The 683-nt window shown below is 49.9% G+C and carries 1 protein-coding gene; it reads right to left on the reverse strand.

Features of this window, described 5'->3' with window-relative positions; all coding sequences use genetic code 11:
- Positions 1-683: BCCT family transporter (locus R7E78_RS26965; protein WP_318058721.1), on the reverse strand; the 683-nt coding region annotated here is incomplete at both ends.

Here is a 683-nt window from a genome sequence, read left to right on the forward strand (position 1 = left end):
TGCAGTGATCACTACAATCAACACGACTTGAGTTGTGTCGGTCATTGGCACTCCAAACAAGAAGTTCAAACCTGTTGCTGCTTGTGAAGCGCCATAGCCGAGCGATGTCGCCAGACCAAATACCGTCGCAACAACTGCAAGAATGTCGATAATGTGCCCTACCCAGCCCCAAACTCGTTCGCCAAACAGCGGGTAGAAGATGGAACGCATGGTCAGTGGTAACCCTTTGTTGAACGAAAAAATCGCTAAGCCAAGGGCCAACAATGCATAAATCGACCAAGGGTGAAGTGCCCAGTGGTAAATGGTCGCAGCCATACCAAGTGCAGATGCAGCATCTGTATCACCAACCGCACCACCAAGTGGTGCCCAGTCGGTGCGCACACCATTTTCAATGTTCACGCCGCCAAGTGCAGAGCTGAAGTGCGACATTGGCTCAGACACACCAAAAAACACTAATCCGATGCCCATACCGGCTGCGAACAACATCGCTAGCCAGCCTGCATAAGAGTAATCTGGTGTCGCTTCAGTACCACCAATTCGAACTCGGCCAAGCGGTGTCACAATCAAGACCAAGCAGACAATGACAAATACGTTGCCAGAAGCAAGAAAGAACCAGTCAAGATTGGATACTAGCCAAGCACGTAAGCCAGCGAAAAAGGGTTCAACTTGTTGGCGAAAAGTTA

The sequence above is a fragment of the Vibrio sp. YT-19(2023) genome (genome assembly GCF_033337395.1).